Genomic DNA, 24461 nt, shown 5'->3' with positions numbered 1-24461 from the left:
GACTCGCCGTGACCAGAAGGACACCCCAGAACGGGAGCTCCCGGACGCCGCGGTCGGCGTCACGTGCCGCGACGCCAGCACCCAGCACCCACGCCAGGAAGAAGGTCAGCACTCCGTTCCGGCTCGGCGTGATCTTCGTGTCCGTCGCGGGCGTCGCAGCCGTGCTGCTCTTCCAGAAGGCACAGCTCAGCGCCGCACTGCGTCCGGGCGAGGCGCTGGAGATCCAGTTCGCCGAGGCGCATCGGCTCCGCCCGGCCGTCTCCGACGTCAAGATCGCGGGCGTGTCGGTCGGCGTTGTGCGCTCCGTGGATCGAGGCGACGACCGCACCACCGTCGAGGTCAAGGTCGATGAGGAGGCGCTGGAGGCGATGGGCACGGCGCCGTCGGCACGTATCCGCCCGGCCACCCTGCTCGGCGGCAACTACTACGTCGAGATCATCCCCGGCGGCCGTCGCGGGACCTTCGCGGGCACGATCCCGGTAGAGCGCACCGAACTGCCCGTCGAGCTCGACGGAGTCAGCTCCGCCTTCCCCGCCGAGGCGCGACGGGGCGTGCAGTCCTCCACGAAGGCCCTGGACCAGACCCTGGATCGCGGCGGAGCCGACTCGCTGCGCGCTCTGGTCAGGAGTGCGCCGGCGCCATTGCGCTCCACCGGCGAGGTGCTTGCCGGTCTGCAGGGCACCCAGCCACGTCGCGATCTCAGCCGGCTGGTGTCGGGCCTCGAGAACGCCTCGACCGTGCTCTCCTCCCGCAATGCCGACCTGGGCAACAGCGTGACCGATCTCGCGGCAGTGACGCGTGTGCTGGAGAGCCGCCGCGACGACCTGGCCTCGGTGACCCGGAGCATGCCGGGCACGTTGGAGGAGACCAGCCAGATGCTCGACGAGCTCGACGGGGTGCTGACCACGCTGGAGGAGACTGCGGAGCCGGCACGGCCCGCGGTGCACGAGCTGGCACGCGTGCTCGACCGAGCAGCCCCGGTGCTTGCCAAGGCGCGGCCGGTGGTCGGTGACCTCCGCGGCGTCCTGCGCGATGCGCGGCCGCTGGTGCACACGCTGGTTCCCACCGCGCGCGATCTCGACGCCACCGTCGACAACGTCCGCGGCCCGGTGCTCGACCGGGTCAACGGGCCGATCATCGGCCAGCTGATGTCGCCCTGGCACGGCACGGACGAGTACGCGAAGGGCGGCGCGGACCGCCCGCTCTACAAGGAGCTCGGCTACATGCTGTCGAACCTCGCCGCGGCGAACTCGGCCGATGTCAACGGTTCCATGATCTCCTTCCAGCCCGCGGTCGGGCCTGCCTCGTTGGCGGGGCTGCCGATCAGCCTGGAGCAGCTCTTCTCCGCCTACGCCACGGGAGTCCAGCAATGAGTCGATCCCTTGCGCGCCTCTGGGAGCGCACGCTCAGCGAACCAGGTCTCGGGCGCAACCTGACGGCCATCGGCGTGCTGGTCGTGCTGGGCACCCTCTTCGCCGGCTACTTCCTCGCCCACCAGCGCTTCAACCCGCCGTGGGAGGACCGCTACACGGTCTACGCCGTCTTCGACGAGGCGGCGGCGATCAGTCCGGGCAACGGCCAGGAGGTGCGCATCGCCGGCGTCGAGGTCGGTGACATCCGCTCGGCCGAGGTGACCCGCGACGGCAAGGCTCGGCTGGAGCTGCGGATCGACTCGGACCAGGTGGTGCGCGAGGACGCAACCCTGTTGCTGCGACCCAAGAGCCCGCTCAACGACATGTACATCGAGATCAGTCCAGGCTCCACTGACGCGGCGAAGCTCGGCGACGGTGACACGGTGCCGGTCGAGCAGACGGTCTCCCCGGTGCAGGTCGACGACGTCTTGTCCCACCTCGACTCCAACGCGCAGGCAGCGCTGAGCAGCCTGCTCTCCGAGTCTGACGTCGCGCTCGTCAACGCGAAGCGGCAACTGCCGGACGGGCTGGCGCAGACGCGCCGGCTGCTTGAGGAGCTGCAGCCCGTGATGACCCGGCTGGAGACCCGCCGCGAGACGTTGGCCAGGCTGGTCAACGCCCTCGCCGACGTCTCCGAGGCCGCCGGTGCCAACGATGAGCGGCTGGCCCGGATGGCGCGCTCGCTGAGCACCACCCTGCACACGGTGGCAGGGCGCAGCGGCGATCTGGACGCGACCATCGCGCAGCTGCCGGAGCTCTCCGCGGACCTGCGCACGACGTCGGTCGCGGTCACGAAGCTGGCCGGCGAGCTGAACCCGACACTGGCCAACGTGCACGAGGCCAGCGACGAGCTGCCCGGCGCGCTGCGACGCTTCGGTGACAGCGTGGACGAGCTCGACGACTTCCTCGACGACGCCCGGCCGGTGCTCGACAAGGCCGGCCCGGTGGTGGGCGACCTGAGGCAGGCTGCTCCCAGCGTGCGGGCGATCGCGGGTGACCTGCGACCGTTGAGCCGCAACGCACAACCGTTGACCGCTCACGCTGTGCCGCGGCTCGACGACGTGGCGGCGTTCGTCTACAACACCAACTCGGTAGCAAGCCTGCGCGATGCCAACCGCGGCATCCTGCGTGGCCTGTTCACCGTCTCGGCGACCCAGTCGCTCCCGTTGGGTTCAGGAGGCCAGCGATGAGGATCCCCCACGCCGTGGCGCCCAAGCTTCGGGCCCTGACGGTCGTCGCGTTCGTCGCACTGTGCGCCACGATCTTCAGCTTCCTTTGGCTGCAGGCCGGTGGAAAGCTCCCGGTGGTCTCGCGCGCCGGTTACCAGGTGACCGTCCCGGTCGCCGACCTCGACAACCTGGTCTTCCAGTCCGACGTGCGCATCGCCGGAGTCGAGGTCGGCCAGATCGAGAAGATCGACGTCCAGGGCCGCACCGCGATGGTCACGCTCGAGCTCGACGACGACATCGCGCCGCTCCACGAGGGTGCCACGGTCACCGTGCGCAACAAGACGATGATCGAGGAGACCTATCTCGAGATCACCGATGGTGAGGGCCGCGAGTACGCCAACGGAGACACGCTCCCTGCCGAGGCGGTCCAGGGCAGCGTGCAGCTCAACGACGTCTTGAGCAGCCTGGACGACGAGACGCGTGCGGACCTCACACAGCTGGTGCGCTCGGGCGGCCGATCGACCGCGGGACGCCAGGACGACGTGGACGCCGTGCTCACGGGCCTGGGTGACCTGGGTGGGAGCGCGGGTGCGCTGAAGGCGCTCGCCGCACAGTCGGAGGACCTGCGCAAGCTCGTCGGGTCGGCGACGCAGGTGCTCGACGCCCTGGACACGCAGCAGGGCCGGATCGTCGACATGGTGCGGGATGCGCAGCGGTTGACCAAGGTCACCAGCGGGCAGCGTGCCGACGTCGAGGCCGTCGTCCGGGAGCTGCCCCCGCTGCTGGCCCGCACCGAGGCGGCCAGCCACAGCCTGGACGAGCTCGCCGACCCACTGGGGCGGGTCTCGGCCAACCTGCGTGCCTCGGCGCCGGACCTCGACCGCGCGTTGCGGGAGCTGCCGGCCACCACGCGTGACCTACGCGGCGCGCTGCCCTCCCTGGACCGCACCCTCACCCGGGCGCCGGCGACGCTGACCCGGCTGAGCCCGTTCCAGGAGGCCGCGTCGCCGCTCTGGGACACGCTCGAGGTGAACCTCGCGGACCTGAACCCGATGCTCGCGTACATGTCGCCGTACGGGCGCGACATGGTCTCGTACTGGTCGAACTTCATCGAGTTCGCCGGCGGCCACGACCAGAACGGCCCGATCGCACGGGTCAAGCCGGTCTTCAGCGCCAACACGCTCAACCTCCCGGTGCCGCTCAAGGTCGGCACGATGTACAACCCCTACCCGGATCCGGGCGCGCACCTGCGCCCGCGCAACTTCCAGGGTGAGTACCCGCGGATCGAGGAGGAGCCGATCCCGCGATGAGGATGCCGAACCTGAGCTCCCTGCGCCGTCCCCTCGGGGGCGGCGCAGGGAGACGGCTGCTCCTCCTCGCCGGTGCTCCGGTGCTGCTCACCGGCATAGTGCTCGGACTGGCCAGGGTCGAGGTCGAGACGGGCGTCGAGGAGTTCGTGCCGCGCGACGCGGACTCGGTCTCCGCCACCATCGAGGTGGCGGAGGAGTTCGGCGGCGATCCCATCGTGGTGCTGCTGGAGTCCGCCCAGCCGGGAACACTGGTGGGCAAGGAGAGCCTGCCTGTGCTGCTCCGCCTGGAAGGTGAGCTTGCCGCACTGCCCGACGTGGCGCGGGTCTACGGGCCGGGTACGGTGCTCAACCAGATCGCCGGTCAGGCGCAGGTCTTCCTCGCCGAGCTCAGCGGCTATCGCGACGGGCTGATCGGCCGCGCGGAACAGCGGGCACGGAGCCGTGGTGCCAGCGAGGCCGAGATCAGGTCCGCCGGCAAAGCAGCCACACGGCGGTTCGACGAGCGGTACGCCGCGCTCCTCTCGCAGGGTCTCCCCGGCGGGCTGCCCACCCTGCACAACCAGGCATTCGTAGACCGCGTGATCTTCAACGACGAGGGCGATCCCCGGCCGCAGTGGGACTTCCTGGTGCCGCGCGCGGACGCGCTTGCGATCCTGGTGCGGCCCGATGCCTCGCTGCGCCAGAGCGAGACCGAGGCGCTGGTCGAGGCCGTGCGCCAGACCGTCGACGACAGTGACATCGCGGCCAGTCGCACGTCGGTCACCGGCGTCCCGGCCGTCGTCGCGGCGCTCGGTGAGCAGATGCGTCACGAGATCCCGGTGCTCGGCGCTGCCGCCGCTGTGGCAGTCGGCCTCTGGTTCCTGTTGACCAGCTGGACCCGGCGTCGCTGGAGGCTGCTGCCGCTGGGCGCCAGCCTGCTCGGCACCGCCTGCACGCTGTCCCTCGCCGGATGGGTCGGTCGCCCGCTGGCGCTGACTGCGGTCGCGTTCCTGCCCGTCCTGCTGGGGATCGGCTCCGACTTCATGACCTATCTCCACCGGGGCGTCGGCGTACGGACCGTGCTGGCTGCGGCGCTCGCATCGGCGGCCGGCTTCGCGGCTCTGGCCATCTCACCGGTCCCCGCCGTGGCCGACCTCGGCATCAGCCTCGGGATCGGGCTCCTGGTCACCGTGCTGGTCTCGGTCCTTGCGCAGCGCTGGCTGCCCGCCGCCGCATCCGAGGCGCACCCGGAGCAGGGGGAGTCCGCGCCCGGTGCGACGGCGACGACCGCCGCGCAGGCATCCCGCGGCGTGCGCCTCGTCATCCTGGCGGTTCCGACGCTTGCGGCGGCGGTGGGCTGGGTGCTCTTCCCGACGCTGAGCATCCAATCCGACTTCCGCTCGCTCGCCTCCGGGCTCGACGAGTTCGACAAGGCGCGCAGCGTCGAGCGTGTGATGGGTGCGTCCGGCGAGGTCAGCGTGGCGATCTCCGGCGAGGACGTGCTGGCTCCCGACGCGATCGGTTGGATGACCACCGCGCGTCGCGACATCATCGCGACCCACGGAGACGCACTCACGCCGGTGCTCTCCCCGCCGGACGTGCTCTCGTTCCTCGGCTCCGACCCCACACCCGAGCAGGTGAGCGCCGCGCTGCGGCTCCTCCCCGGCTACCTAGCCTCCAGCGTGGTCTCGACCGATCGGGATCTCGCGGTCATGGTGTACGGCGTCTCCCTCGACGACGTCGACGCGTTGCGAGAGCTGCGGCACTACCTGGACGGTGTGGCGAGGTCCGCCCCGGCCGGAGTCGACGTCCGGCTGGCGGGGTTGCCGGTGATCGCCGTCGACGCACACGCGGCGATGCAGGACGACCGGCTGCTCACGGCCGCCCTGGGGATCGTCGCCGCGGGCCTCGCGCTGCTGCTGGTGCTCAGCAGGCGTCGCGACGCCCTGCTTGCCGTGGTGACGGCCGTGATCGCCTCCGGTCTCGTGATGGCGGTCATGGTGCTGGCCGACGTCGCGCTCACCCCGATGACTGCCGGACTCGGCTCGCTCACGGCGGCAGTTGCCTGCGAGTTCGCGGTGGTGCTGGCGCACGGGGCACGGGTCGGCGACCGCCGGATCATGCGATCGGTGGATCTCGCCGCCGCCGCGACGGCGACCGGCTATGCCGTGCTTGCCCTCTCCGACCTCGGCCTGATCCGCGGCTTCGGCCTGCTTCTCGCCGGCACCGTCATCGTCTCCCTCGGCACCGCGCGCCTCGTCGTATGGGCCGTCGCCGCGCCAGCATCGCCTTCGCGCGGCGGCGCCACCGAGCCCGAGCCCGAGCCCGTTCGATCCCAGCCCCTGGAGGTGGTCCGATGAACCGCGTCGTTGCCGGTGGTGCAGCGCTGGTGCTCCTGGTCGCGGGAGTGCTGATGATCTGGCGACCCTGGCAGGACGACCTGCCTGATGATGCGGCACTCCGGGTGGGGGAGCAGATCGTCACGGTCGACGCCCTGGACGCGCGCAACGATTCACTGCGCGCCCTCTACGGGATCCAGGAGCCGAGCGACGAGAAGGGTCGTGACGGTTTCCGTCGGCAGGCGGCCAAGTCCATGGCGATCGGCATCGTGCTCGAGAAGGCGGTCGAGGAGGAGGGGGTCGAGGTCGCCGACAAGGAGGTCGACCGGGCGCTCGCCGACTTCGTCGCTGCCCAGTTCGGTGACGACCGCGAGGCGTTCCTCGACTCGCTCGGCAACGTCAACACCTCGGAGACCGCGGTGCGCAACGAGATCCGCCGGCAGCTGGAGCTGCGCCTGCTGCTGGAGGTCATCGCCGGTGACGTGACCGTGTCGAAGGAGGAGCTCCGTGCCGCCTTCGAGGAGCGGCGCGCCCAGCTGGACCTGCCCGAGCGCCGCGACGTCAACAACATCGTGGTCTCCGAGCGCCGGGAGGCGAAGCAGCTGCGCAGCGAGCTCGACGGCGGTGCGCGGGTCGCGGAGCTGGCCCGGGCTCGCAGCATCGACGGCGCCACCCGAGACCTGGGCGGCGCGCTCGGTCCGGTCAGCCGGTCGGACCTGGTTCCCGCGGTCGCCAAGGTGGTCTTCTCGACCGCGGCCGGCGGCGCCTACGGACCGGTCCAGGGCCCGCAGGGGTGGAACGTCGGCGTCGTCGCGGAGGTGCTGCCGCCGAGGAAGGCCACCTTCGCCGGCGTGCGCAGCGAACTGCGCAAGACGCTGGCCGCGGAGAAGGCGCAGGCGGCGTGGAGCGGGTGGCTGTCGGCCCGGCTCCGCAAGGCCGACATCGAGTACGCCGACTCCTACCGTCCCGATGACCCGGACGCGGTGACGACCTGGCAGGAGTACGACGGGCAGGGGACGGGGGCCGACCGATGATGGGCTACCTCGACGTCGCCACCTGCCTGTTGGTCGCCTGCATCCTGCTTCCGCTCGGTGCCTGGGGGAGGGCACAGGCCGACTCGCTGGTGGTCGATGCGATCCAGGGCCAGGAGCGCGACGAGCGGATCGCCGTCCTGCGCCGAGGAGCACTGACCTGTCAGGTGCTCTCGGTCGTCTTCTTCCTGGCCGCCTTCGTGCTGCTCGTCGTCAACTGAACGCCCGTCCCGCGAAAGGTCCTTCATGCCCCTCGATCCCCACGCTGCTGCCTGGCTCCAGAGCATCGCCGATGCCGGTGTGCCGCCGCTCAACGAGATGTCCGTGGCCGACGCCCGGGCCACCTATCAGGCAGTGGTGCAGCAGTGCGGCCTGCCACCCGAGCCGGTCGCCGACGTACGGGATCTCACCGTTCCCGGCGCGGCAGGCGAGATCCCGGTGCGGGTCTACACGCCTGAGGGCGAGGGACCCTTCCCCGCGTTGGTGTACTTCCACGGCGGCGGATGGGTGCTCGGTGACCTCACCGTCGTGGACGGGCCCTGCACCTTGTTGGCCAACCGGGCGAAGGCTGTCGTGGTCTCGGTCGACTACCGGCTGGCGCCCGAGCATCCGTTCCCCGCCGCGGTCGAGGACTGCGTTGCTGTGACCCGCTGGGTGGCTGCGGAGGCAGACCGGCTCGACATCGATCCCGCCAACGTCGCCGTCGCCGGGGACAGCGCCGGTGGCAACCTCGCTGCTGTCGTCGCCCTCGACGCGCGGGCGGCCGGTGGGCCGGATCTCGTCGGCCAGGTGCTGCTCTACCCGGTGACGGTCTTCGAGCGGGACACGCCGTCATCCCGCGAGAACGGTGCCGGGTACTTCCTCACCACCGAGCTGATGGACTGGTTCAGCGACCACTACGCCGCCGACGCGAAGGACGTCCGCGTCTCGCCCCTGCTCGCCGAGGAGCTCGCCGGCCTGCCTGCCGCCTACGTGGTCACCGCAGAGTTCGACCCGCTGCGCGACGAGGGTGAGGCCTATGCGGAGCGACTGCGTGAGGCCGGCGTGCCCGTGGAGGTACGCCGCCACGACGGTCAGATCCACGCGTTCGCCGCCAATCTGGCCGGCGTGATGGGGCAGGGACGCGTCGCGCTCGAGGAGGCCGGCGCGTATCTGCACGAGCTCTTCACCAGCTGACCACCCCTCGGTAGGAACAGCCGTGGGCGCCGAGCGGATTGCTCGGCGCCCACGGCTCACCGGGACCTGATGGCGGTTATCTGCGGAGGAGTCGGCTCAGCAGTCCAGGCCCCTTCGGGTCGTTCTCGTGGCCGGCGCAGCGCGCAGCCTTCGGCACGTTGCGCATGACCTGATCGACGTGCATGCCGCAGCCGGCCCACGTGGTCAGGCCGCACTTCTTGCAGGTGACGGGACGACACATGATGGTTCTCGCTTCCGTGGAGTCAGGCGTTGAAGGCGCATCCGTCGCGGACGCCGAGGCGCCGGAAGACGTAGGCCGCGGGGCAGAAGCCGGTGATGCTGGACTGCAGCAGGTTGGCGCCGACGAAAGCGGTCAGCAGCAGCCACCAGGCAGAGAGCGTCGCGGCGAGCAGGGCGCTGAGCAGCACCATGGTGCCGGCGAGGGCGAGGACGGCTCGGTCGAGGTTCACGGTATTTCCTTCCGTTCGATCAGTCGTGGGCGAAGGTGATGGTGGGCAGCACCTTCCGGAGCCAGGCGGGGCACCACCAGGCGGCATCGCCGGTGAGCCGGAGCAGCACCGGAAGCAAGACCAGACGCACCAGGAACGCGTCGAGCAGGACGGCGATGCCGAGGATGACGCCCATCTCCTTCGGCGGCAGCGGGCCGGAGAGTGCGAAGGTGAAGAAGACCGCGACCATCACCGCACCCGCCGCGAAGATCACCCGGCCGGAGTGGGCCAGCGAGCCGACCATCGCCTCGTGTGGGTCGCCGCTGCGCTCGAAGTGCTCCTTGGCCGAGGCGAGCAGGAAGACGGTGTAGTCCATCGCGATCGCGAAGATCATCGCGAAGAAGAAGACCGGTGCCCACGCGTCGAGGAACCCCTGGCTCTCGAAGCCGAGCAACCCCGCGCCGTACCCCTCCTGGAAGACGAGCCGGGCCACGCCGAAGGCCGCCGCCGTCGAGAGCAGCGAAGCGACGGTGCCGAGCAGCGAGATCAACGGCGCCTGCAGGGCGAAGAGCAGCAGCAGGAAGCCGAGAGCGAGGATCACGCCGAGCACCAGCGGGGTGGAGGCGTCCAACTGACTCTTCAGGTCCAGGTTCTCGACGGCAGCGCCGCCGACGAGGGCGTCGTGGGGCAGTGCGTCGCGGAGTCGGTCGACAGTCTCGGCCAGCGCCGGGTCGGACGGGTCGACGGTCGGGATCGCCTGGACCATCACCAGGTCGGTCTCCTCTCCCACCTGGGCGGGCATGCTCATCGCGACGCCGGGGTCCGCGGCCAGCGTGCTGGCGACGGTGTCGGCATCTGCGGCGGCGGCCACGATCTGCAAGGCCCCGGGAGCTCCCTCCCCGAACGCCTTCTGGACCAGGTCGTAGCCGATCCGCGCGCTGGCATCCTCAGGCAGCACCTTGATGGAGGGCATGGCGGTCTTCAAGCCGATCAGGGGGAGGGCGAGCAGCACCAGGGCCAGCAGCGCGGCCGTGCCGTAGGTCCAGGGACGGCGCCACAGGCGCTCTCCCCAGGCGGCGAACCTGGGTGAGCGGTGCTCGCCCGTCCGCACCCACGGCAGGGCCAGCTTGTTGATGCGGTGGTCGAGCTTGGCGAGCACGAGGGGAAGCAGGGTCAGGGTGGCGCCCAGGATGAAGACGACGGAGAGCATGATGCCCCCGGCCATCGACCGGAACGAGGGAGAGGGGACGAGCATCACGGCCGACAGGGAGACGAGGACGGTGACGCCGGAGAGCAGCACCGCCTTGCCGGCGGTGTCCATCATCTCGGCGATCGCCTCGGGCACCGAGCGGCCGGTGCCCATCCGGGCGGCGCGGTAGCGCACGACGAGGAAGAGGGCATAGTCGATGCCCAGCGCGAGCGCGAACATCATCGCGAAGTTCATCGCCCAGATCGAGACCGGCACGAGCTCGTTGATCAGCACCAGCGATCCGGCAGAGGCGACGAGGCCGGCGAGGGTGAGCAGCAACGGGAGACCCGCTGCCACCAGAGCGCCGAAGGCCAGCACCAGGATCGCCAGGGTCACCGGCCACGACACCATCTCCGACTTCAGCATCGCGTCGAGATTGGCCTCGTTGAAGTCCGACCAGAGCTGGGATGAGCCGGTCGGATCGACGGTGACGCCATCGCGGGAGAGGGAGCGCAGTTCGTCCTTGAGGTCGTCGGCGACCCGCACCATCTCGTTGGTGTCGACGCCTGCCCCGGCCATGACGATCGCGGTCCGGCCGTCCTCGCTCAAGGTGGCGCCGGGTGTCGGCGGCACGACGCCGGCAAGCCGCTTCTCGTCCTCGAGCGTGGCGATGACGTCGGCCACGATCTCGGCTCCGGCACCGTCGGTGAGCGTGCCGTCCTCGCTGTGCACGACGATCTGCAGCGCCGAGCTGGCGTTGCCGCCGAAGTGGTCCTCGGCCAGGGTGCGCACCGCCACCGACTCCGAGCCGTCGGCCTGCCACCCGGCGCCGGAGAGCTCGGCTTCCACCCGGGGAGCGAAGAGGCCGAGCCCGACCACCAGGAGCACCCAGATCAGGGCGGTGGTGCGGGGCCGGGCGAGCGCGCCGAGGCCGAGACGGCCGAGTGGGCCAGGACGTCGTTCGGTCGAGGGTGGTGCGGAGGAGGTGGGGGGCATGACGGTTCCTTCGTGAGGTGAGAGGGAGGGATCAGGTGGATCGATCAGGTGGTGGACCAGGCGCCGGCGCCGGCGATCGCGAGCAGGATCCCGGCGAAGCCGGGCACCAGCAGTCGACGCGGGACGCGCGCGGCCTGACGAGCCGCGACCGGAGCACTCAACGCCGCGGCCGCGGTCAGCAGCAGTACCGGCAGCCAGGCGACCTCGAAGCCGAGCGCGAGACGGACAGCCAGCGCGCCGGTGCTGGTGACTGCGATGGCGACCAGCGAGGTGCCGACCGCGATGGCTGCCGGGACGCCCAGGGCGAGCACCAGCGCAGGGGCGGCCAGGAAGCCCGCGCCGACGCCGAAGAGCCCGGTCACCGTGCCGACTCCGGTGGCGGTGACGGGTATCTTGAGCGCCCGTGGGCAGGCGCAGCCGAGCCGGGGCGAGAGGGTGAGGATCGGCTCGGCCCAGTCGCCGCTCGGCTCACCACCGCGGGGACCGGCCAACAACGCCAGTGCCACGACCACGAGCAGCCCGGAGAACGCCCAGGTCAGCTGTTCCTCCGGTAGGCGATGGGCCAGCGAGGAGCCCACGAACGAGCCTGCGGTCGCCACCGTGCCGAAGGCCAGTCCGCGGGCGAGCAGGACCGTCCCCTGGCGCCGGGCGGCAGCAGCGCCGATCGCGGCCGCCACGGCGACGACCACGAGCGATCCTGTGGTCGCGGTGTGTGCGTCCTGGCCGAAGAGGTGGGCGAGCACAGGCACCGCCAGGATCGAGCCGCCGGCACCCAGCAGGCCCAGCAGGGTGCCGATCGCCAGCCCGGCAGCGACGCCGAGAAGGAGGGTCATCGCTCGACGAGACCCAGGGTGTGGGCCTCGTCGAAGGCGTCGTCGACGGCGATCGGCCGACGGCCCGCGGCCGCCAGGATCGAGGCCGCGATCGACGCTCGGTAGCCACCGGCACAGTGCACCCAGACCTCCCCGGCCGGCACCTCGTCGATGCGGTCGACGAGCGAGTGCAGGGGGACGTTCTGCGCGTCCGGGAGGTGAGCCTCGGCGTACTCGAGCTCGCGGCGGACGTCGAGGACGTGCACGGCGCGGTGGTGGCGCACCTGCGCAAGGTCGGCGAAGGTCGCGCGAGGGAAGCTCTCCAGCGGCCGGTCGGACCAGGTCGCCGGGTCGCCGGTCGCCTGCCCGCGGATCCCCTCGATCCCGATGCGACTCAACTCGCGCTGGGCCTCAGCCACCTGCTCGACGCTCTCGCCGACGAGAGTGAGCGGCGTTCCCCACGGGATGATCCACCCCAGGTACGTCGCCAAGGAACCGTCGGCTCCCACGTTGAAGGTGCCGGGCGCATGCGCCGCGGCGAAGGCGGTACGGGTGCGCAGGTCGACCACCCACTCTCCGGCTTCCAAGCGTCGCCGGACCTCGGCGGCATCGACCTCTGCCGGGGCGGTGAGGTCCGCAGCGGGCTGACCCGAGGCGTTGAGCGGGCCCATGTGTGCGTAGTAGGCGGGCCACGAGTCGAGAGCGGCGAGCATCTGGTCGACGTACGTCGCGACGTCCTGGGTCAGAGCGGGGTTGGTCGTGCGCTCGATGCCGACAGTGGAGTTGAGGGCCTGGGTCGGGGTGGCTGAGCAGAAGGAGCCGAAGCCGTGCGTCGGGTAGACCTCGGTGTCGTCGGGCAGCAGGTCGGCGAGCCGGTTCACCGAGTCGTGCTGGTGGTGGGCCAGGGCGTGAGTGTGGTCGGGGCCGAGCAGGTCGGGCCGGCCGGTGGCGCCGAAGAGCATGGAGCCGCCGGAGAAGACCGCCTCGGACTGGTCGGCGCCCTGCCCTGCCTCGTGCAGCGCGTAGGAGAGGTGGGTGAAGGTGTGCCCGGGAGTGGAGACCGCCGTGATCCGCATCCGGCTCCCGATCGCCACGGTCTCGCCGTCGCTGATCGGCTCGCGATCGAAGGACACCTCGTCGGCGCCGTTGACGTAGTACGCCGCCCCGTGCTTCGCGGCCAGCGCGTGGCCGCCGCTGACGTAGTCGTTGTGGAGGTGGGTCTCGAAGACCGCCTGCAGGCGCACGTCCTGCTCGACGAGCAGGGCCTCGATCCGGTCGAGGTCGCGCTGCGGATCGATGACGAATGCCAGCTCTCCGTCGTGCACCAAGTAGCTGCGGTCGCCCAGTGTGGGCGTCTCCAGCGTCACGACAGTGAAGCCGCGTGCCGTCGTGCTGCTCTCCTGCGTGTCCATCCGACACCTCCTTAATACCCCTAGGGGTATATCTCGATGCGGCTACGTTAACACCCCCGGGGGTATAGTCAAATGTGGGACTGCGTCCCCAGGCGGGAAGCTGGCGAAGGAGGAGTCATGGAGTTGGATCCGCAGCAGATGGGTCCGGTGATCAACCGGATCAAGCGCGCTCAGGGTCAGCTGGCCGGCGTGCTGCGCATGCTGGAGGAGGGACGCGAGTGCGAAGACGTCGTCACGCAGTTGGCTGCGGTCTCCAAGGCGCTCGACCGGGCCGGCTTCGCGATCGTGGCCACCGGCATGCAGCACTGCCTCGCCGAAGGGGGAGCGGACTCGCTCGACGTGAAGAAGATGGAGAAGCTCTTCCTCTCCCTGGCGTGAGTCGGCTGGCATGATCGGGCGTGATGGTGGCGAAGGTCGATCTCAAGCGGGCGCTGGACCGGTATCGCGCTCCCGTGGGGAGCTTCCGCCTGCTCGACCTTCCCGTCCAGCGCTACCTGATGATCGACGGCCACGGCGACCCGAACGTCACGTCCGCCCCCGGGGCGCCGGGGCCTGCGGCCTACCCGGAGGCCCTGGCTGCGCTCTATCCCGTCGCCTACGCCCTCAAGTTCGCTAGTCGGCTGGTGACGGGCCGCGACTACGTCGTGCCGCCACTCGAAGGCCTGTGGTGGGCCGACGATCTCAGCCTCTTCACCACCGCCCGCGACAAGAGCCGCTGGGACTGGACGATGATGATCCTCGTGCCCGACTGGGTGGACGCCTCGCTCGCCGATGCTGCCATCGCGCAGGTGGGTGCCAAGCGCACCGGCCGGCCCGAGCGCCTCGACGACCTCCGGCTCGAGGCGCTCGACGAGGGCCGATGCGTCCAGACCCTCCACGTCGGCAGCTACGACGACGAGGCCGCGATCCTGGCGCGCATGCACCATGAGTTCATCCCCGCCCACGGCCTCGAGATGACCGGCAAGCACCACGAGATCTACCTCAGCGACCCACGCCGGACCGCGCCGGAGAAGCTGCGCACCCTGCTCCGGCAGCCCGTCCGCCCGGGCTGTTGAGGCGGCGTACCGCTGGGCACTTGGCGTGGAAATTGTGTGCTTGGTGTGCGTAGCTACGGCCTACAAGCGACAAGTTCCCCGCCCGGGCGGGGAAACTGAGCGCGTGGCTACTCCGCGGGGAGGATGGTGCCGGTGACCTCGCCGAGTGCGATCCGGCCGCCGAGGGCGCCGGGGGCGGTGTAGCGGAGGGTGACGGTGTCGCCGTCCTCCAGGGCGAGCCGCCGCTGGGGGCCGAAGGGGGTGCTCCAGCCGTGGGAGAGCTCGAGGAGGGAGCCCTCCTGGCCGGGCTCGGGGCCGGAGACGGTGCCGGAGGCGTAGAGGTCGCCGGTGCGGACCGATGCGCCGTTGACGGTCAGGTGGGCGAGCATCTGGGCCGGGCTCCAATACATGGAGCGGTACGGCGGCCGCGAGACCACGTGGCCGTTCAACTCCACCTCGATCGCGATGTCGAGTGCCATGGCCCGGTCGGGGTCGAGGTAGTCCAGCGGGCGCGGGACCTGCCTGGGCATCGGCACCCAGGCCGCCTCGAGCGCGGCCAGGGGGGTGACCCAGTGGGAGATCGACGTGGCGAAGGACTTGGCGAGGAAGGGGCCGAGCGGAACGTATTCCCAGGCCTGGATGTCCCGTGCCGACCAGTCGTTGACGCCGACCACTCCGAAGACGTGGGCCTGGAAGTGCCGCATCGGCACCGGCGAGCCGTGCTGGCTCGGCCGACCGACGACGAATCCCAGCTCCGCCTCGATGTCCAGCCGGGTCGAGGGGCCGAAGACCGGACCGGTCTCGCCGCGGCGCTGGCCGGAGGGACGTCGTACGCCGGTATCGCTGGCAACGATGGTGCCGGAGCGACCGTGGTAGCCGACCGGGAGGTGCTTCCAGTTGGGCAGCAGTGGCTCCTGGTCCGGGCGGAAGATCCGGCCGACGTTGCTGGCGTGATGCTCCGAAGCGTAGAAGTCGACGTAGTCGCCCACGTCGATCGGCAGGTGCAGCTCGACCTCGCTCAGCGGCGTCAGGTACGGCGCCACCTCGGGCTGCCAGGCCAGATCGGTGAGCGCATGACGGAGCCAGTTCCGCAGCCCGGTGAGCTGGTCCTGGCCGCACGCCATCAGCGGGTTGAGGTTGGTGGCGGCGAGCGCGGAGGCGGTGTCGAGTCGCTGGCGGCGGGCCAACGGCGCGAGGTCGAGCACGTGCTCGCCGATGCGGACGCCGACGTGCCGCTGGCCGTCCGCCCGGCTGAAGACTCCGTAGGGCAGGTTGTCGACGTCCCACGCCGAGCCCGCGGCTCCAGGTGCCCACGTGTCCATTCAGATCTCCATCAGGCCGAGGTCGAGCAGATCGTCGTGCGGTTCGGTCACATCACAGCAGCCGAAGGAGGTGAACCAGCGTCGGGCACGCGCGAGATCGTCGCCGAGTTCTCGACAGCTCTCGGCCAGGGCGTCGGCGCTGTGCTCGCCGAGCACGCCGGCGACGCTCTGGAGGTCGGCGCCGTCCCAGGCTGCCGCGGTCGCGAGCAGGATGTTGAGGAATCCGTGGTGCGTCCAGTCGCCGTCCCGGCTCTCGTGGCGCACGGCGTGATGCAGCCCTGCGGTGCACTTGAACGGGGTCTCGCGGTCGAGTGCGGCGTCGATGCAGGCGGCCAGGTCGGCGCTGGCGGGGAAGGCGGAGGCGTCGAGGCCGCCGGTGCGGAACTTGAGGCGTTGCTCGACCGCGGCGACCTCGTCGGCGGCAGCCAGCCAGCCGGCGCTGGGCCTGGTCACGGGAAGCTCGACATGCAGGCGGACGTCGCGGCCGGTCGCGTCCAGTGCTGCGGTGACACGGCGGGCGTTGCCGGCCAGGTCGTCGAGGTCGCGCAAGGCGATCTCGACGGCTGCCACCTCGATGCCGAGACGTTCGGCCAGGTCGAGCGGGCCGGCGATCTGCCCTGCCCCGCCGGTGATCACCACGGCCACGGGGCCGTCGAAGTCGCGCAGTCGAGGAAGGTCGGCGTCCTTCACGACGAAGCTGCCGACGAGGCCGCGCCAGGGGAGCGAGCGCCGGGCTTCGTAGGCCGTTGCCGCCTCGCCCAGGTCGGCATCGCCCGGCGGGAAGGTGGCGGCGTCGTCGACCAGGCCATGCCAGGTCGGCGCCAGGTCGGCGGCCTCGGGGGCTAGCGGTGTGGAGCTCACGGGTCCTACTCTAGGGATTCAGATAGCGAACGCAAGTGTTCGATAAACGAACAACAGGAGTGCGCCATGGTCCACTACCGCGCCGCCGGTCTCCTGCCTCGGCAGCGGCACACGCAGCTTCGTGACGAGCTCGGTCGGCTGCTCGTCGAGGAGCTGATGGGGGAGGAGGGTTTCTCCTCCGACTCCTCGCTGCTGCATCACCGCGGCGTCCCCTCCGCCATCGTCGGCGCGGAGGAGTGGCGACTGCCCGACCAGGCCCTCGTGCCCAACCATCCGCTCCGGCCGCGGCACCTGCGACTGCATGACGTGGCCTTCGCGGCCGATGCCAACGCGGTGGAGCACCGGCGCCTGGTGCTCGGCAATGCCGATGTCCGGATCAGCAGTGTCGTCGCGGTCGAGCCCTCGCCGCTCACGCGCAACGCGATCGGCGACGAGTGCGTCTACGTCGAGGCGGGGCGCGGGACGGTCGAGACCGTGTTCGGCATCCTCGACTACCGAGCGGGCGACTATGTCGTGATCCCGCGCGCTAGCACCCATCGCTGGATCCCGGCGGTCCCCAGCCGGCTCTACTGCATCGAGGCGGCCAGTCACATCGCCCCGCCACGGCGCTACCTCTCGCGCTACGGGCAGCTCCTCGAGCACGCGCCGTACTGCGAGCGCGACCAGCACGGTCCGCGCGATCTCGAGGCTCTCACCGAGACCTACGCCGGGCAGACCGAGGTGCCGGTGCTGGTCAAGCACCGCGTGCGTACGGCGCCCGGCGGCGTCGGGGGCACCGTGATGACGGCCGCCACGCACCCCTTCGATGTGGTGGGCTGGGACGGCTGCCTCTATCCCTGGACTCTGAACATCGAGGACTACATGCCGATCACCGGCAAGGTGCACCAGCCGCCGCCAGTGCACCAGGTGCTGGAGGGGCACAACTTCGTGATCTGCAACTTCCTGCCTCGCAAGGTCGACTACCACCCGCTCGCGGTGCCGGTGCCCTACTACCACTCCAACGTCGACTCCGACGAGGTCATGCTCTACGTCGCGGGCGACTACGAGGCGCGCAAGGGATCGGGGATCGGCATCGGCTCGGTCTCGCTGCATCCGGGTGGGCATGCCCATGGACCGCAGCCGTCGGCGATCGAGGCTGCCCTGGGTACCGACCGCTTCGAGGAGACCGCCGTCATGGTCGACACCTTCGCTCCGCTCGAGCTGGGCGAGGCCGGGCTGGCTGTCGAGGATCCGGAGTACGCGTGGAGCTGGGCGCGCGAGGGGTGATTCGGGGCCGGTAGCCTCGGGGAATGCGTGGACGTTCGGTGCTTTTCGCTCTCGTTCTCGTCGTGTCCGTGATGGCATTCGGGGCAGGACCGGCTGCGGCTGCTCCGCCCGTCTTGACCAACCCGCCGACAGTGACCGGGACGCCGGTCTTCCGTGGTGTCCTGGAGGCGTCTCCGGGGACGTGGTTGCCGGAGCCCGCCTCTGTCAGCGTGGTGTGGCTTCGAGACGGCGTGCCGATCGCCGATGCCACGGGAGTCCGATACCGGCTCGAGCTCGACGACGTCGGTCGGTCGCTCTCGGTTCGGGTAACCGCGCATCATGAGGAGGGCGTTACCGTGGCGGAGTCCCATGCGGTCAAGGTGCGCAAGGCGCGCCTGCGCGTCGTACGACGTCCCGAGGTCCGGGGCAGCGGGCGCCTCGGCAGCACGCTTGTCGCCACCAAGCCCGCTTTCGACCACCGGCCGAGGCGCGTGAGCCGACAGTGGCTGCGCGACGGCAGGCCCATCAAGCGAGCCACAGGCAAGCGCTATGTGGTGACGCACCGAGACGTCGGCCACCGGATCCGGGTGCGGTGGACCGCTCGGACGGACGGTTTCCAGAAGAAGCAGGTGCGCAGCCGCGGCGTCGCGGCGCGGCACCGAGTCGCGGTACGCCGTACCGTCACCTACTCGGTGGAGACCCGGGGGCTCATCACTGCGTCTCTCCCGAGGTTCCGCAAGCTCGCGCAACGCAGCTACGAGGACGCTCGCGGGTGGCGGGCGGCGGGGATCCGGTTTCGTCGTGTGGCGCGGGGCGGGAACTTCACCCTGGTCCTGGCGGAGCCTTCCTGGCTGCCACGCTTCTCCCCGGTGTGCAGTGTCCAGTGGAGCTGCCGGGTGGGGCGCTACGTGGTGATCAACCAGACCCGTTGGCAACAGGCGTCGCCTGCCTGGAACGCTGCGGGCGGGTCGCTGCGCGACTACCGGCACATGGTGGTCAACCACGAGACGGGTCACTGGCTCGGGCACGGCCACCGCAGTTGCCCCGGGCCAGGGGCGGCGGCGCCCGTGATGCAGCAGCAGTCGAAGGGCCTTTCTGGCTGCCGATTCAACCCCTTCCCGACGCGGGCAGAGCTCGGTGCTACTCGCTGAGCTCGCGAGCGAGGCAGACTGGGTGCCATGAGCAACCAGGAGCGCCATCCCGACGAAGTGGTCTGCGCCGAAGGCGCCTCGGTGCCCGGCGTCGAGGTGATCGGCCCGCGCGAGGTTCCGCTGGGCGGCCCGCGGGCGATGTTGGTGCGCCGGACCCTCCCGTCGCGCGAGCGATCGCTGATCGGCGCCTGGTGCTTCGTCGACCACTACGGCCCCGATCTGGTCTCCGACTCGGGCGGGATGGTCGTCGCTGCGCACCCGCACACCGGTCTGGCCACGGTGAGCTGGCTCTTCACCGGCGAGATCGAGCACCGGGACAGTGCCGGCAACGTCGCGATGGTCCGGCCCGGCGAGGTGAACCTGATGACGGCCGGCCACGGGATCAGTCACTCCGAGGTGTCGACGCCGGAGACCACCACCCTGCACGGAGCCCAGCTCTGGGTCGCCTTGCCGGCCGACGCCCGTGACGTGGCCCCCGGCTTCGAGCACTACGCGCCTCCGCCGCGCACCGGGCCGGGCTGGACCGCCCGGGTCTTCCTCGGCTCGCTGCTGGGCGACGCCTCGCCGGTGCGCACGCACACCGAGCTGCTCGGGGCCGAGCTGCTCCTGGAGGCCGGCGCGGAGATCGTCGTCGACGTGGCCGAGGGCTTCGAGCACGGCGTGCTCCTCGACCAGGGCGCGATCCAGGTCGACGGCACCGGTCTCGCCGCAGGTGAGCTCGGCTACCTGGCCCCCGGCTGCGCCACCATCACCCTCGCCGCACAGCGCGACTCGCGTCTGCTTCTGCTGGGCGGCCCGCCCTTCGGTGAGTCGATCATCATGTGGTGGAACTTCGTCGGGCGCAGTCATGAGGAGATCGTGGAGTTCCGCGAGCGGTGGCAGGAGCAGATCACCAGGGACGGAGAGGTCGTCGACTCAGGCCTCGAGGTGGGCGGTGGTCGGTTCGGGCAGGTGCCCGGTCAGCCGCTGCCGCCGATCCCGGCTCCTCCGATGCCCAACGCCCGGCTGCGCGAGCGGCGCTGAGGGTCTGGCGGATTGAGATTCTGAACGTCCTATTGATCAGAAACAAAGTCTTTCTCTTGAATCAATAGCCCGTCCTACGCTGACTGCACACGTTGTGATGCACGTCATGAGGAGCACGGGTGAAGATCAGCAAGGTCGAGGCGATCCCCTTCGCCATCCCCTACCGCAAGCCCCTGGTGTTCGCCAGTGGCGAGGTGCGGGTGGCCGAGCATGTGCTGGTCCGGGTACACACCGACGACGGCCTGGTCGGGACGGCCGAGGCGCCCCCGCGCCCCTTCACCTACGGGGAGACGCAGGCCTCGATCATCGCGGTCGTCGACGGCATCCTCGGCCCGGCGATGGCCGGCGCCTCGCCGCTCGACCGTGAAGCCATCCATGCCCGGCTCAACAAGACCGTCGGCAACCCGACGGCCAAGGCCGCCCTCGACATGGCGTTGTGGGACCTCATCGGCCAGGCCGTGGGTGTGCCCGTGACCCAGCTCCTCGGCGGGTTCACCGATCGGATGCGGGTCTCGCACATGCTCGGCTTCGACGAGCCGGGAGCGATGGCCGACGAGGCGGAGCGGATGCTCGACGTCTTCGGGATCCGCACCTTCAAGGTGAAGGTGGGGCGCTCTCCGGTCGAGCTCGACGTCGCGGTCTGCCGGGCGATCCGGGAACGGCTCGGGGACCGGGTGGAGCTCTACGTCGACGGCAACCGTGGGTGGAGCGCCTCCCAGTCCCTGCGTGCGCTGCGTCAGATGGCCGACCTCGATCTCACCATGGCCGAGGAGCTCTGCCCTGCCGACGACGTACTGGGCCGGCGGTGGCTCGTCGAGCACAGCCCGCTGCCCTTCGTCGCCGACGAGTCGGTCTCCACCCCCGCCGAGGTGACCAGGGAGATCCTCGGCGGCAGTGCCACCATGGTGAGCATCAAGACCGCGCGCACCGGCTTCACCGGTTCCCAGCGCGTGCACCACCTCTGCGAGTCGCTGGGCGTCGAGGTCGTCATGGGCAACCAGATCGACGGCCAGCTCGGCTCGCTCTGCTCGGCCGCCTTCGGGGCCGCCTATCGAAGCACCTCCGCCCGGGCGGGCGAACTCTCGAACTTCCTCGACATGAGCGACGACCTCCTTGCCGACCCGCTGGAGATCCGGGAGGGCGAGCTGCTCGTCCGCGAGCTGCCCGGCCTCGGCATCGAGATCGACGAAGACAAGCTGGCGCACTACCGCCAGGACACCTGAACCGCACCAAGAAGGAGATGACATCGATGAGCATTGCCACTGCTGCCGCGTCCGGAGCCTCGGCCACCGAGCGATTCCAGGCCGACAAGCTGCTCGGTGTGGGGGAGACCCCTCCCGAGCGGGTGAGCGAACTCGCCGGCGAGGTGATCGCCGCGATCCACGAGACGGTCCGCAAGCACCAGGTCACCTACGACGAGTACAACGCGCTGAAGGCGTGGCTGATCGGAGTCGGACAGGACGGCGAGTGGCCGCTCTTCCTCGACGTGTGGATCGAGCACGTGGTCGAGGAGGTCGCCAACGCCGACCGATCCGGTTCGAAGGGCACGATCGAGGGGCCGTACTACGTGCCCAACGCCCCCAAGCAGGGCGCGCGCGCACGGATGCCCATGCGCGCGGACGAGGCGGGGACGCCGTTGCTCTTCCAGGGGCAGGTCACCGACCTCTCCGGGGCTCCGGTGCCCGGCGCCAAGATCGAGCTCTGGCAGGCGGACGCCGCCGGCTTCTACTCGCAGTTCGCCCCCGGCATCCCCGAGTGGAACCTGCGCATCACCGCCATCGCCGACGAGGAGGGCCGCTACTGGATCGAGACGATCCAGCCCGCGCCCTACCAGATCCCCACTGACGGCTCCTGCGGCAAGCTGATCGCGGCCGCCGGCTGGCACGCATGGCGCCCGGCCCACCTGCACCTGAAGGTCTCCGCGCCGGGCCGCCAGCTGATCACCACCCAGCTCTACTTCCCCGGGGATCCCCACAACGGCGACGACATCGCCTCCGCTGTGAAGCCCGAGCTGATGCTCGACGTGGTGGAGGGCGAGGCGGGCAACGTGACGACGTACGACTTCGTGCTGGACCCCGCCTGATGCTCTTCCACGCCCGCATGGACGTCCGGATCCCCCACGACATGGATCCGGACGTCCGTGCCGACCTCGTCGCCCGTGAACGTGCCTACTCCCAGGAGCTGCAGCGTGCCGGCAAGTGGCCGCACCTGTGGCGGATCGTGGGGGAGTACGCCAACGTCTCGGTCTTCGACGTCGCCGACAACAACGAACTGCACGACCTCCTCGCGGGCCTGCCGCTCTTCCCCTACATGGAGATCGTGGTCACGCCGCTGGCCACGCACCCCTCCGACATCGACGCCTGAGCGCGGTCCAACGTCCTGCGCCCTGGTTGCTCCGGCGACCAGGGCGCAGGACGTTGTGGTGGGTGTCCTGCGTGCTGGTTGCTCCGACGACCAGGGCGCAGGACGTACGGCGTCACTCCGGGGGCGCGCCGAGGAGGTGGGCGAGGACCGCATCGCCGATTGTCTCGGGCTGCTCGTCGTTCGCCAGGTGCGCTGCGTCCGGCACCACGAGCAGGGAGCCGTCGACGACGCTCTCGGCGATCGCCTGCAGGTGCGCAGGCCCGGTGGCCGGGTCATCGGCACCGGCGATCGCCAGGGTGGGGGCGGTGATCGAGGACAGTTGGTCGCGCAGGTCCATCGTGGCGATCGCCTCGCAGCTGGCGGCGTACCCCTCGGGCGGGGTGGCGGCCACCATCTGTCGCGCACGCGCCACGCGCTCGTGCTCGCGGGCGAGGAAACCGGGTGAGTACCACCGATCCACGACTGCCTCCGCCACCGCGCTGGTGCCCGTCGACCGCACCAGCGCGGCGCGGTCGAGCCAGTTGGCCGCCGGTCCCAGGTAGGGCGAGGTGCACAGCGTCACCAGCCGATCGATCCGCGCCGGCTCGCGTGCGGCGAGCCGCATGCCGGTCATGCCGCCCAAGGAGAGTCCGACGAGGTGCACCCGCTCCAGACCGAGATGGTCGAGCAGCGCGATCACGTCGTCGGCGAGGTCGTCGATGGTGGCGGGGCCGGGCACCACGGCCGAGTCGCCGTGCCCCCGGGTGTCGTAGCGGACGACCGTCAGGTGCCGCTGCCACAGTTCGATGTTGCGGTCCCACATGTGCCGGGTGGAGCCCAGCGAGTTCGAGAGCACGACCGCCGGGGCGTCGGCAGGTCCTGGCAGGACGTCGTAGTCGACCAGCGGCGTGCTCATCGCACAGCCTCGAAGACCGCGGCCAGGCCCTGGCCGCCGCCGATGCACATGGTCTCCAGCCCGAAGCGTGCCTCGCGACGCCGCAGCTCGCGGGCGAGGGTGGCCAGGATCCGGGCGCCGGTCGCGCCGACGGGATGGCCGAGGGAGATGCCGGAGCCGTTCACGTTGACCCGGGCATCGTCGTCGGCCATCCCGAGTTCGCGAAGGCAGGCGAGGACCTGGGCTGCAAAGGCCTCGTTGAGCTCGATCAGGTCGAGCTGTGCCAGGTCGATCCCGGCGCGGGAGAGTGCCAGCGCCGTGGCGGGCACCGGTCCGATGCCCATCGTTGCCGGTGGTACGCCGGCCACCGCCCAGGCGCGCAGCGTGACGAAGGCGTCGAGCCCGCGTCGATCGGCCTCGGCCCGGGTGGTCACGATGCACATCGCGGCACCGTCGTTCTGGCCACTGGCGTTGCCGGCCGTGACCGTGGCCTCGTCGTCGACCGCCAACCGGACCGGACGCAGCGCGGCCAGCGCCTCCGCGGTCGTCTCTGGCCGTGGATGCTCGTCGACCTCGATGTGCGTGTCCGGTCGGCCACGGCGACCGGGCACGACCACGGGCACGATCTCGTCGTCGAAGCGGCCCGCGCCCTGGGCCTCCGCCCAACGTTGCTGGGAGGCGAGCGCGAGGGCGTCCTGGTCCTCCCGGCTGATGCGGTAGTCGCGGCGCAGGTTCTCCGCCGTCTCGATCATGCCGCCGGGCACCGGATGGTTGCGGCCGCCCGCGGTGACCCGGCCCCTCGCGAGGCGGTCCATCAGCCGGGTGCCGTCGCCACGGATGCCGGTCCGCAGGCCGAGGGCGTAGTGCTCGGCCTGCGACATCGACTCCGCGCCACCGGCGACGACCATGCGAGAGGCGCCGGTGGCGACCTGCATCGCCGCGTTGAGGACGGCTTGCAGGCCCGAGCCGCAGCGGCGGTCGATCTGCTGGCCGGGGACCCTGACGTCGAGCCCGGCGTCGAGCGCGGCGACCCGGCCGAGTGCCGGAGCCTCGCCGTTGGGATAGCACTGGCCGAGGATCACGTCGTCGATGTCACCGCCGTCCAGACCGGTGCGGTCGACAAGCTCGGCCAGGACCGTCGCGGCCAGCGTCGTCACCGGAACATCGGCGAAGACTCCGCCGTAGGCACCTACCGGGGTGCGCAGTGGCTCGCAGATGACGATGTCAGTCGCTTCGGTGGCCATGAAGCCAATCTAGGGAGGTCGGGGCGCAGCTTCTATAGGTGAGATATACGCATTCCCCGGATTCTCATA

23 protein-coding genes are annotated in these 24461 nt (G+C 70.7%); 15 read left to right on the top strand and 8 right to left on the bottom strand.

The features are described 5' to 3' along the window. The first annotated feature begins 8 nt into the window (after nucleotides 1-8). The 7 genes from DNK54_RS09900 to DNK54_RS09870 are packed head-to-tail and all read left to right on the top strand — an operon-like array spanning nucleotide 9 to nucleotide 8416. Entirely contained in the window at nucleotides 9-1373 is a 1365-nt protein-coding gene (locus DNK54_RS09900) for an MlaD family protein (RefSeq protein ID WP_110206790.1), read from the top strand. Beyond that, entirely contained in the window at nucleotides 1370-2602 is a 1233-nt protein-coding gene (locus DNK54_RS09895) for an MlaD family protein (protein ID WP_110206789.1), read from the top strand. The genes DNK54_RS09900 and DNK54_RS09895 overlap by 4 nt, the downstream gene beginning before the upstream one ends. Continuing rightward, nucleotides 2599-3891 (top strand): MlaD family protein, encoded by a 1293-nt coding sequence (locus DNK54_RS09890; protein ID WP_110206788.1) that lies wholly within the window; start codon nucleotides 2599-2601, stop codon nucleotides 3889-3891. The genes DNK54_RS09895 and DNK54_RS09890 overlap by 4 nt, the downstream gene beginning before the upstream one ends. Continuing rightward, nucleotides 3888-6230, top strand: a complete 2343-nt coding sequence (locus tag DNK54_RS09885; RefSeq protein WP_162602388.1) for an RND transporter family protein — start codon at nucleotides 3888-3890, stop codon at nucleotides 6228-6230. Before DNK54_RS09890 ends, DNK54_RS09885 begins: the two co-directional genes overlap by 4 nt. Beyond that, nucleotides 6227-7243 (top strand): peptidylprolyl isomerase, encoded by a 1017-nt coding sequence (locus DNK54_RS21085; protein ID WP_162602387.1) that lies wholly within the window; start codon nucleotides 6227-6229, stop codon nucleotides 7241-7243. Before DNK54_RS09885 ends, DNK54_RS21085 begins: the two co-directional genes overlap by 4 nt. Beyond that, nucleotides 7240-7461 carry a hypothetical protein gene (locus DNK54_RS09875; RefSeq protein WP_110206786.1) on the top strand — a complete coding sequence of 74 codons (222 nt, stop codon included), beginning with the start codon at nucleotides 7240-7242 and terminating at the stop codon, nucleotides 7459-7461. The genes DNK54_RS21085 and DNK54_RS09875 overlap by 4 nt, the downstream gene beginning before the upstream one ends. A gap of 25 nt (nucleotides 7462-7486) precedes the next feature. Next, a complete protein-coding gene (locus DNK54_RS09870) occupies nucleotides 7487-8416 on the top strand; it encodes an alpha/beta hydrolase (protein WP_110206785.1) in 930 nt (309 codons plus the stop codon). Nucleotides 8417-8679: 263 nt separating this feature from the next. Here DNK54_RS09870 and DNK54_RS09865 read toward each other — a convergent pair whose 3' ends face one another. The 4 genes from DNK54_RS09865 to DNK54_RS09850 are packed head-to-tail and all read right to left on the bottom strand — an operon-like array spanning nucleotide 8680 to nucleotide 13274. Continuing rightward, on the bottom strand, nucleotides 8680-8886 hold the full coding sequence (locus DNK54_RS09865) for a YgaP family membrane protein (RefSeq protein WP_110206784.1): 207 nt from the start codon (nucleotides 8884-8886) through the stop codon (nucleotides 8680-8682). 19 nt (nucleotides 8887-8905) lie between these two features. Next, a complete protein-coding gene (locus DNK54_RS09860) occupies nucleotides 8906-11050 on the bottom strand; it encodes an MMPL family transporter (RefSeq protein ID WP_110206783.1) in 2145 nt (714 codons plus the stop codon). A gap of 44 nt (nucleotides 11051-11094) precedes the next feature. Next, complete coding sequence (locus DNK54_RS09855; protein ID WP_110206782.1) at nucleotides 11095-11883, bottom strand: sulfite exporter TauE/SafE family protein; 789 nt, start codon at nucleotides 11881-11883, stop codon at nucleotides 11095-11097. Continuing rightward, entirely contained in the window at nucleotides 11880-13274 is a 1395-nt protein-coding gene (locus DNK54_RS09850; RefSeq protein ID WP_110206781.1) for an MBL fold metallo-hydrolase, read from the bottom strand. The genes DNK54_RS09855 and DNK54_RS09850 overlap by 4 nt, the downstream gene beginning before the upstream one ends. Before the next feature lie 117 nt (nucleotides 13275-13391). On the opposite strand from DNK54_RS09850, the gene DNK54_RS09845 reads away from it, so the two are divergent. Together DNK54_RS09845 and DNK54_RS09840 are read left to right on the top strand one after the other, a co-directional pair. Further along, nucleotides 13392-13652, top strand: coding sequence for a metal-sensitive transcriptional regulator (locus tag DNK54_RS09845; RefSeq protein WP_110206780.1), 261 nt, complete (start codon nucleotides 13392-13394; stop codon nucleotides 13650-13652). 23 nt (nucleotides 13653-13675) lie between these two features. Continuing rightward, the gene (locus tag DNK54_RS09840; protein ID WP_110206779.1) at nucleotides 13676-14329 is read left to right on the top strand and encodes a GyrI-like domain-containing protein; all 654 of its coding nucleotides are present in this window, start codon (nucleotides 13676-13678) and stop codon (nucleotides 14327-14329) included. Nucleotides 14330-14436: 107 nt separating this feature from the next. On the opposite strand, the gene fahA is transcribed toward DNK54_RS09840, so the two are convergent. Further along, nucleotides 14437-15630 (bottom strand): fumarylacetoacetase, encoded by a 1194-nt coding sequence (fahA, locus tag DNK54_RS09835; protein WP_110206778.1) that lies wholly within the window; start codon nucleotides 15628-15630, stop codon nucleotides 14437-14439. Beyond that, nucleotides 15631-16491, bottom strand: a complete 861-nt coding sequence (locus tag DNK54_RS09830) for a hypothetical protein (protein WP_239460018.1) — start codon at nucleotides 16489-16491, stop codon at nucleotides 15631-15633. Between the two features lie 66 nt (nucleotides 16492-16557). Here DNK54_RS09830 and DNK54_RS09825 point away from each other — a divergent pair, with 66 nt between their 5' ends. The 6 genes from DNK54_RS09825 (at nucleotide 16558) to catC (ending at nucleotide 22274) form a co-directional block, all read left to right on the top strand. After that, entirely contained in the window at nucleotides 16558-17757 is a 1200-nt protein-coding gene (locus tag DNK54_RS09825; RefSeq protein ID WP_110206777.1) for a homogentisate 1,2-dioxygenase, read from the top strand. A gap of 335 nt (nucleotides 17758-18092) precedes the next feature. Further along, the gene (locus DNK54_RS09820; RefSeq protein WP_162602386.1) at nucleotides 18093-18887 is read left to right on the top strand and encodes a DUF3152 domain-containing protein; all 795 of its coding nucleotides are present in this window, start codon (nucleotides 18093-18095) and stop codon (nucleotides 18885-18887) included. 27 nt (nucleotides 18888-18914) lie between these two features. Further along, nucleotides 18915-19910: a pirin family protein gene (locus tag DNK54_RS09815; protein WP_110206775.1), complete on the top strand. Its 996-nt coding sequence runs from the start codon at nucleotides 18915-18917 to the stop codon at nucleotides 19908-19910. 119 nt (nucleotides 19911-20029) lie between these two features. Beyond that, nucleotides 20030-21133 carry a mandelate racemase/muconate lactonizing enzyme family protein gene (locus DNK54_RS09810; protein WP_110206774.1) on the top strand — a complete coding sequence of 368 codons (1104 nt, stop codon included), beginning with the start codon at nucleotides 20030-20032 and terminating at the stop codon, nucleotides 21131-21133. Nucleotides 21134-21159: 26 nt separating this feature from the next. After that, complete coding sequence (gene catA, locus DNK54_RS09805) at nucleotides 21160-21993, top strand: catechol 1,2-dioxygenase (RefSeq protein WP_239460017.1); 834 nt, start codon at nucleotides 21160-21162, stop codon at nucleotides 21991-21993. Then, nucleotides 21993-22274 carry a muconolactone Delta-isomerase gene (catC, locus tag DNK54_RS09800; protein WP_110206772.1) on the top strand — a complete coding sequence of 94 codons (282 nt, stop codon included), beginning with the start codon at nucleotides 21993-21995 and terminating at the stop codon, nucleotides 22272-22274. The genes catA and catC overlap by 1 nt, the downstream gene beginning before the upstream one ends. 112 nt (nucleotides 22275-22386) lie before the next feature. Here the strand turns inward: catC and pcaD are convergent, their stop codons facing one another. Both pcaD and DNK54_RS09790 read right to left on the bottom strand, forming a co-directional pair. Next, complete coding sequence (gene pcaD, locus DNK54_RS09795; protein ID WP_110206771.1) at nucleotides 22387-23169, bottom strand: 3-oxoadipate enol-lactonase; 783 nt, start codon at nucleotides 23167-23169, stop codon at nucleotides 22387-22389. Next, nucleotides 23166-24392, bottom strand: a complete 1227-nt coding sequence (locus tag DNK54_RS09790) for an acetyl-CoA C-acetyltransferase (protein WP_110206770.1) — start codon at nucleotides 24390-24392, stop codon at nucleotides 23166-23168. The genes pcaD and DNK54_RS09790 overlap by 4 nt, the downstream gene beginning before the upstream one ends. Nucleotides 24393-24461 lie beyond the last annotated feature (69 nt).

It is taken from the genome of Nocardioides daejeonensis, assembly GCF_003194585.1.
Classification (GTDB): Bacteria; Actinomycetota; Actinomycetes; order Propionibacteriales; family Nocardioidaceae; genus Nocardioides; species Nocardioides daejeonensis.
Note: the sequence above shows the minus strand (reverse complement) of the source record. Positions and strands in the feature narration are given on the sequence as shown.